The sequence below is a fragment of the Methylophilus sp. genome, assembly GCF_052173275.1.
Taxonomy (GTDB): domain Bacteria; phylum Pseudomonadota; class Gammaproteobacteria; order Burkholderiales; family Methylophilaceae; genus Methylophilus.
In genome coordinates this window covers 3,098,191-3,106,231 of sequence record NZ_JBQMUL010000002.1, presented here as the reverse complement: position 1 = coordinate 3,106,231, position 8,041 = coordinate 3,098,191, and the positions used below count along the sequence as shown (strand labels likewise).

At 41.2% G+C, this 8,041-nt stretch carries 7 protein-coding genes and 1 pseudogene; 1 reads left to right on the top strand and 7 read right to left on the bottom strand.

Going from position 1 to position 8,041, the window contains the following annotated elements:
* From chrA to ACTS9Y_RS16040, 7 genes and pseudogenes are all read right to left on the bottom strand, one after another.
* Positions 1-1,064 (bottom strand): annotated as a pseudogene (gene chrA / locus ACTS9Y_RS16070) (chromate efflux transporter); the annotation flags it as partial.
* Between the two features lie 140 nt (positions 1,065-1,204).
* Positions 1,205-2,521: a hemolysin family protein gene (locus tag ACTS9Y_RS16065; protein WP_442586887.1), complete on the bottom strand. Its 1,317-nt coding sequence runs from the start codon at positions 2,519-2,521 to the stop codon at positions 1,205-1,207.
* A gap of 281 nt (positions 2,522-2,802) precedes the next feature.
* Complete coding sequence (locus tag ACTS9Y_RS16060; RefSeq protein WP_442586886.1) at positions 2,803-3,900, bottom strand: SAVED domain-containing protein; 1,098 nt, start codon at positions 3,898-3,900, stop codon at positions 2,803-2,805.
* Positions 3,897-4,391 carry a Mov34/MPN/PAD-1 family protein gene (locus ACTS9Y_RS16055; protein WP_442583966.1) on the bottom strand — a complete coding sequence of 165 codons (495 nt, stop codon included), beginning with the start codon at positions 4,389-4,391 and terminating at the stop codon, positions 3,897-3,899. The genes ACTS9Y_RS16060 and ACTS9Y_RS16055 overlap by 4 nt, the downstream gene beginning before the upstream one ends.
* Positions 4,376-5,974 (bottom strand): ThiF family adenylyltransferase, encoded by a 1,599-nt coding sequence (locus ACTS9Y_RS16050; RefSeq protein ID WP_442583967.1) that lies wholly within the window; start codon positions 5,972-5,974, stop codon positions 4,376-4,378. Before ACTS9Y_RS16050 ends, ACTS9Y_RS16055 begins: the two co-directional genes overlap by 16 nt.
* A complete protein-coding gene (locus tag ACTS9Y_RS16045) occupies positions 5,971-6,942 on the bottom strand; it encodes a cyclic GMP-AMP synthase DncV-like nucleotidyltransferase (RefSeq protein ID WP_442583968.1) in 972 nt (323 codons plus the stop codon). Before ACTS9Y_RS16045 ends, ACTS9Y_RS16050 begins: the two co-directional genes overlap by 4 nt.
* A 222-nt stretch (positions 6,943-7,164) precedes the next feature.
* The gene (locus ACTS9Y_RS16040; RefSeq protein WP_442583969.1) at positions 7,165-7,671 is read right to left on the bottom strand and encodes an ATP-binding protein; all 507 of its coding nucleotides are present in this window, start codon (positions 7,669-7,671) and stop codon (positions 7,165-7,167) included.
* A 32-nt stretch (positions 7,672-7,703) separates the two neighbouring features.
* Here ACTS9Y_RS16040 and ACTS9Y_RS16035 point away from each other — a divergent pair, with 32 nt between their 5' ends.
* Complete coding sequence (locus tag ACTS9Y_RS16035; RefSeq protein ID WP_442583970.1) at positions 7,704-8,021, top strand: hypothetical protein; 318 nt, start codon at positions 7,704-7,706, stop codon at positions 8,019-8,021.
* Positions 8,022-8,041: the final 20 nt, after the last annotated feature.

Below are 8,041 nucleotides of genomic sequence, written 5' to 3'. Positions count from 1 at the left end.
GAATACAAAACTAGGGAGAAAAGTAAAGAAGGTTACGATGGAAGCAGCAACGAAAGCGGAACCAAATACGGCATTTACGCCAAACACCTGACTTATCCATCCCCCTACAAAGCCAACAAATGTTACAACCATGATCAATGGCCCAGGTGTGGTTTCTCCCAAGGCCAAACCGTCAATCATTTGGACCGGTGTTAGCCAGTTGTAGTGCTCCACCGCACCCTGATACACGTAAGGTAGAACGGCATAAGCCCCACCAAAGGTAAGTAGTGCTGCTTTTGTGAAAAACCAACCCATCTGTGTGAAAGCGGAATCCCAGCCATAAACAGTTGCCAATGCTGAAATTGTTACAGCCCATATTCCTAACCCTATTGCTAATACAAGTCCAAATTTTTGCCATGTGAATAAAGCATGTTCAGGAGTTGGCGTGTCATCATCGATCAACGCTTTGCCATATTCATGTTTGCTGGCGCTATGTCCGCCTCCGCCCTGGAAGTATTGAGGATGATATTTGCCACCTAGGTATCCAATAACACCAGCAGTGAGCACGATGATAGGAAATGGCACTTTGATGGCAAAGATTGCTATGAATGCAAGGGCAGCTATACCCCATAGCACTTTGTTCTTAAGTGCACGGGACCCTATTCGGTATGAAGCAAATAAAACAATGGCAACAACTGCAGGTTTGACCCATTTAGAATTCCTGCTACTGCAGGCAAAGAACCATATGCCATATATACAAAGGCTAGGCCAATAAGAATAAAAAATGAGGGCAAAACAAAAAGAACACCAGCAGCAATGCCTCCCCATGTCCGGTGCATGAGCCAGCCAATGTATGTAGCTAATTGTTGAGCCTCAGGGCCTGGAAGTAACATGCAGTAGTTGAGAGCATGCAGGAACCGTTTTTCAGATATCCAATGTTTTTTCTCAACCAGGTCATGGTGCATGATGGCGATTTGCCCTGCAGGACCTCCAAAACTGATAAAGCCCAACTTGAGCCAATACAGGAAAGCTTCTTTGAAGGAAATAGGGGTAGGAGAAGAGGTGTTTCTATTTGTCGCGTCCATAAGCTCTCATTTCGTGGGATGTCCCAAGATTTGAGCAGACCTTGGACGGAAATCGTCTTGAAACGGGGAGGCTGCTTAATCCCCATGCCTTCATTATAATTTTATTCTAGCGCCCATGACAATATCTAAAATATGCTTTATCAGTGAGTATTTGGTTGTGGCTGATGTTTAGGATAAATACGAACGAGCAAAACTTTAGGCCCAAGCATTTTCTTGACTACAACATCAAATTTCTCGAAAGGTATACGTTGCCCTTCTTCTGGTAGTTCAGCCAACTTCCACAAAATTAAACCAGCGACCGTATCAGCCTCTACCGATTCAATATCAATGCCTAAGGTACGCTCTAAAGTATTAATAGGCAAAGTTCCTTTGCCTAGAAGAGAACCATCATCAAGCTTTGTCCATTCACTTTGAGACTGGCGGAATTCATCTCGGATATCTCCTACCAACGCAGATAACAAATTATCTAATGTGATAAATCCAATTGGGGGATAGCCCTCATGACCAACTATTGTGAGGTGCGGAGCACCCTTTTGAAGGCGTCGGAACAGCTCATTTGCTGAGGTGTCTGGCCCAACGAGATTCACTGGCCTTAATATCTTATGTATAGCCTTAAAATCTGGATTTTTGCTGAAGGTAATAAACAAATCTTTGATATGCACTATCCCCTGAACTTGGCCCTCATTTGAGACTAGTGGATATCGGCTGTAACGATGTTGGGCAATACGCGCCATATGTGCTTTGAACGTATCGTCTTCCAATAACACCGCCGCTTCCTGGAATGGATGCATAAGATCAGAGACTTTAAGTTGCCGGAAATCAATTGCCTGCGCTAATACTTTCAATTCTGATGCGCTAAACTCAGCACTAGGACGAGAGCTCCTTAGAATGATCTTAAGCTCTTCAGGGGAGTAATGTGTATCGTGCCCTTCTTTGGGCTCTAATTTCAAAGCCTTAATGACCAGATTAGAACTTTTATTCAATACCCAGATGGCAGGAAACATAACCCAATAAAAAGTGAATAGGCCCGGAGAAGTCAACAAACCTATGCGCTCGGCCATACGAATGGCTAAGGACTTTGGCACTAATTCACCGACCACAATGTGTAAATATGAAATGGTGAAAAAAGCAGTGACGAAGGCAATTCCATGTATCCACTGTTGATTTGTTACCCCAATACTCACCAATGCAGGTTCAACTAAAGCAGCAAAAGCGGGCTCACCTACCCAGCCCAAACCTAACGAAGCTAACGTGATGCCCAATTGGCAAGCGGATAAATAAGCATCTAAATCACTATGTACCTTTGCCAGCATCCGGCCGCGCCATCCCAGATTCTTTGCAATGGCATTCACACGCGTGCTGCGCAATTTAACCAGGCTAAATTCAGCGGCTACAAAAAAACCATTTAAAAGCACGAGCAAGAATGCCCAGAAAACTAATAATAAATTACTACTCACGAATAATGCCTTTTAATTCCCTTGTCAGCTGAAATGCAATTTAAGGGATTTGTAGTTTATATCTAGAACAGGTGGAATACCAATTGAACTGCTGAGACTCAACTGATTGTATTTCAATGAATCAATTGATTGGATGAGTAGGAATGTAGCTTAAGTGCGATTAATTGCTTTTAATTCATCGCATATTTTTTTTTGGAGATCATCTAACTTTAGCTCTTCATTTGCGATTAGATACGATAAGGTTTTTCAAAATAACACCCCTCCACAATTTAAGTTCGACACTAGTTGGGTTGTACTAACTTTCCTTTTTTGGGGTCAATTTGTGTTCCGATTGATGCAATTTCTACACCCCAAGTGTATCGATTTGAGCTTCTGTCAAATTGATATACAGTGACTTCAGGGAGATTGCGTTGATCAAAATGTCTGCCTAACCTTATACAAATTGATGGCGAGGCAGCTAGCGCTAAATGCACCTTCTTAACTCCCCGATTTTTTAGTAACGCCATAACGCGCAAAAAACTTTCAACAATCTGTACTTGATCTGCTTCAGTCCATATGGAATTAGGTGTTGCAGTCGGATTCTCGATTTTAGCCACTTTGAGATTAGGCCATGTATTCGAAATGGTTGAATCCAAAACTGCAAAAGTAGCCGCCACTGCAACGACAACCTCAGTATCTTGACTGGAAATTCTGGGATCAATTTGCTCGTTAACTACAATCGATGGCTCATTCTGATCTAAAGTTTGCCATTCATCTTTCAGGCGTTCATATTCCCATACGTTAGGACTGAATTCATCATCCAGAATTACACCAAATAAAAATTGAAATGGGGTCGGGGCAACTGTACCTGCATGAATGGAAACATCGCCAGGATCTTTACCTGCTATGGCAGTTTCAATTCTGGAGTGTATGTTATTAACCTTGTCTAGGGCCTTTTCTAACTCTGAAGATGTGCCCGCAGTCACATGCTGGCCGATCTCGACCAGGACCTCATCTACCTGACCAATCATTGTCTTAGAGATTGAGGACTTTAAACTTTGATTGAGCGTTGCAGACAATCCGCGAAGCTCGATGATGATATTTTTCTTCCTAGCGTTATTACGTCGAAGAGTTACCCAATCTTTTATACCAATCCAAAAGCCACCAATCATTAATAGGGCTCCGAATACGCCTATGATATAGAGGACAATTTCAGAAGTGTCCGAAGTATTTATACCGACGGCTAAATGCCCATTGTTTATATAACGGTCATATTCAAAGATTAATTTATAACCACCAAAGGCAAGGACTTCTAATGCAACCCCACACTTCACGAGTGTTCCAGCAAAAGAAGGCCTAAAAAATTTGATTAAATCTACTATCAATAAAAAGTATTTCATATCGTTAAATACCCCACTAATTGAATTTCAAGATTTTTATTTCCTACCCACACACCAAATTTTTCCGTTCCTACAATGATCGAAAGTAAATTTGGAGATATCGAATTTGAAGTACTCAATATCTTTCTAAAATCTGCATTATCGACAGAGGATGGAGTGGGGATCTCTTCCGGGTGCGTATGCCAAATTCCTAAACAAGTACCTTTAGAGTTGGTATCTTTCCACCATCTATCAGCCTTTTTCTGATGGCCTTTACCTCTATAAAATGAGTATCGAGAGCGCTTATCGCCAAAGCATGGGACAGTACATAACTCAACTAATAAACCATGGCTGAATTGATCAATGTAGCCCAACAAAAGCCCGCCTGCTTCCTTTGAGTAGACTCGATTCTGCTTATAGCTTCTGAATTGATTAATCACTTTAGAGTCAATATTTCCTTTAACCTTATTGAACTCGAAGTAGGCCCTATCATTACTTATGTATTGCAGCATGGGCAGTTGCCTTCAAAAATATCAGTACTTGTAAAAACAAGCTTTGAATTTGCGCCCAGCGCATTTTTATAAACTTCAGACGTTTTAATATTATTCGTAATAGCATTATCTTCCGGACCGATCCAGCGGCTGTAACCAGTCCTTTGGGAAAGCACGAAATCCGTAATCAATTGAGCGCTTTTGAGGGCGTCCAAGCCAGAGTATGGTAAAAATCCTATGCATCCCATCAAGTTTTTTGTAATTTTCTGATTTGGCTCTAAATATGAGGTGCGAGATAAATTACCAGGTGCATTTCCGTCAACGATGTGAAGGCACTCCAGACATCCTTTCTCCTGAGCTGCCATCGATATTGCATGGCCACCGAGCCCCAAAGCCTCCACCCATCCGCATACGATTTGAAACGGCCACCCCTCATTTTTTGCGCGTTTTACAAGATAACGCTCCAAAATCATGTTGCCGGTAGTCAATATCAAACAGTCGATATCAGGCAGGCCAGAGGCAAAATAGCTTTCCAGACTCTCAGGAACCGGATGAATAGTAAGTTCAAGAAACCTCTGTTTTAGGTGTTCAGCTAAAGCACTTACTTTATTTTTACCTACATGTTGTTTGCCTAGTACATGCCTGTAAACATTGTCGTTGGTGAATATATCGCTATCAATCAAACAAAGGTTTGTGATTCCAGACATACACAACAACTCAGCTACTCTTGAACCGATTGCCCCGACTCCAGCAATAGCAACCCGAATATCTTTAATTTCAGTTCCACCACGCTGAGCATAGTAGTAGGGACTTAATTCTTTGACTGCATAAAAATTCAGTTGGGATATCTCAGAATTCTGACTTCTTACAAATGAGATGGCGAAATTTGAATAACCAAAGACATTGGCTACCCTGATTACTAATCCCCCGATTCTTTTTTTTGATAACTGCAAATCAGGATGATTATTTAAGAAAGATTTCAACCAGTTAATATCTGGCTTTGAGCCCATGGAGGGTATGCGTTCAATGCTAGTTTTAATGACATTGGCCGTATGAAAAGTTGCTTGCTTCCCAGCAGTTGCTTGACCTGAAGCGGTAATCGAAACTAGTGAATGCTCTTTCTTGCCTACATTCACATTGAAAAAGACTGAATCAGCTGATCCAAATCCACCTTCAATCATCCGATTGCCAGTAACAAATCTCTCGGATAAATAATCCTGAAGCTCATTGGCAAATGCCTGAAGTTTTTCAGATGCGGTTAGTTTATTGGCATCCTCAATAATTACTAGTGCGGATTTGACGACAAACTCAACTACACCATCCACATCATCGGGATTGAAAACTACACCTTGTCTATCGGAAATGCAGATGTTGCCACACGGTGAAATGTGAGGGTGCCCCCAGAAGTAATCTGGATTTCTAATGTAAATTGTAGGCAACTCAAACATCAAGTCACCCTTAAACGATATTTGTAATGGAAGTTCGTTGATTGAAAAATTAATCTTCAGTAAAGCACTCGTGGATTCTTCCACGCAGACATCTACTGCTTTTACGTTTGTCAAAGCAGTAGATGCTAGTGCTTCAAGAGGATGAGCTTTTTTCAAGCAGAACTCCCTGTGACAGTCACAGATCGCGGAGTATTAGACTTCGCAGCCTCTGCTTCAGGCACAGGGAATTCATCACCAAATTGTTTAGCTAGTTTTTTACAAGCTTTATGAGTGTCAGTCTCGCTTTGAGCTTCGTTTAAAACTGAAATTAAACATTCAAGTTTGTCTTGCAAGTTTTCTTTCTGAAGCTCTGTGAGTTTGGCTACCAAACTTGTAAATGGTGAAACCGGGAGGTGAATGTCGAACATACCCCAATCCAGTTTATTTTTCATCATTTCAGCTAAGTCTTTCAGAGCCAGTAAATCACGTGGTTTATTGTCATTAAAAACATCATGATTAGGGACAAAGTACTCGCCTGCAAATACGGTCAAAGCAATACTTGGAAGGTTAGAGTGACCAAGTTTAAGATCACGCCATCTTTTAAGGTATGAAATGACTCTGAGGAATTGCTTACGGTCATCACCGCTAAATCGCTCATATACCCAGTCGATTAGCTCTTTGGGAGCTGAATCTTCCCAGAGAATTTTGTCTTCGTCTGAGTTGGTTTTTCCCTTGGCGATGTAATAATCATTATCTTCTTTGCAATAAATTGCCAAGTCCACATGGAAATCTACCTCGCTGCCCTTCATATAGTTAACTCGAACGCATGGATATTTGATTTCCACTGAACGATTACCTTTGTTTAAAGCGAAGAACACCTCTTTTTTAATTTCAAGTGCTGTGTACTCAGTACTATCCATGTCGAACACGATACCAACATCGATATCGTAATTTCCGTCCAATGGCATAACACCAGTGCCCATGGCATAACTACCCTGATTGAAGTGAGTCCAGGTTGGGACTTCTTCCGAAAGGCCTGCACTAAGGGCCTCTAGCAGGATTGTGCGTTTCTCACGCAATCCTGCTTTTTCATCACTGATCTTAATTTCTTCGTAATACTCTTTGAACTGTTGCTGACAATACATTCACTTCCCCTTTACGATTGAGAGTTGTGCCTTGCAATGATTACAACATATAGTACTTTAAGTCGGCACATATTCTATATGTAGGGGTGCTTGTAGGAATTTCAAGCCTTCTTGTGATTTTTTTTATAATATTTATTTTGAATAATGTTTTGTAATTTAACTTATAGAAGTTATATACCCAAACTGCAATATTGGTGGCAATTTGGGTATGGGCGAACTAGGTTAGCGATCAGTCAACTTTTTCTTTGCACGCAATTTCCGCATAGACTCACCTTTCAAATGCAGAACATGCGATTGGTGTACCACGCGATCCAATATAGCGTCTGCTAGTGTTGGATCAGGAAACAAATCATGCCATTGCTCGAAGGGATATTGAGTTGTGAAGAGTAAAGAGCCTGAGCGCATTCTTTGATCGATAATATCCAATAGAACATGACCCACCGAGATATTTATCTGGCCATGTCCAAAATCATCAATAACTAATAATGCTGGTTTAATGAGTTTGGTTTTCAGGCTGGCTAATGACCCGTCAGCCAATGCTGTCGCAATATCTGAAAGCAGCTGATTACTACGTATGTATATCACCGATATGCCGAGCCTGCATGCTTGGGTTCCAATAGCAGTTCCTAGCCAGGTTTTACCTGTACCAGTCGCGCCGCGAATCGTTAAGTTTTGCTTTCGATGTACCCACTCACATGTCGCCAATGTTGAAATCAATGGCTTATCCAAGTCTCTACTAGGCCTGTCATCCAGATCCTCTAATGAACACCTTTCCGGAAGGGAGCATCACATATTCAGTTGAAAGTGAACTATTAAATATACGATTATTAAGTATCTGCCCTCCTGAAGCACAAAGACCGTATTTTCAAGAGGGATTTTTAGTTGGAAGTTTCCCAGCTTATCGTATGCAAAGACGTCCTAATTTAGATATTGGAGTTAGGCTCATAGCCAAATTTGAATTAAATAGCCTCAACTTTTGGGAAAAGAATTTTCATGCCATTCCAGTTGATGCCCTATTTCCAGAAGGGGACAAGCTTCAAGATATATGCTTGGAGCTAAAGTCTGAATATGGTCTATAAATAACTTAGTAAGAAAATTA

What these genes read in the sequence shown, in the direction of transcription:
- ACTS9Y_RS16060 (WP_442586886.1), bottom strand. Translation starts at nt 3,900, where the DNA reads ATGAAATACTTTTTATTGATAGTAGATTTAATCAAATTTTTTAGGCCT.
- ACTS9Y_RS16055 (WP_442583966.1), bottom strand. Translation starts at nt 4,391, where the DNA reads ATGCTGCAATACATAAGTAATGATAGGGCCTACTTCGAGTTCAATAAG.
- ACTS9Y_RS16045 (WP_442583968.1), bottom strand. Translation starts at nt 6,942, where the DNA reads ATGTATTGTCAGCAACAGTTCAAAGAGTATTACGAAGAAATTAAGATC.
- ACTS9Y_RS16035 (WP_442583970.1), top strand. Translation starts at nt 7,704, where the DNA reads ATGAACACCTTTCCGGAAGGGAGCATCACATATTCAGTTGAAAGTGAA.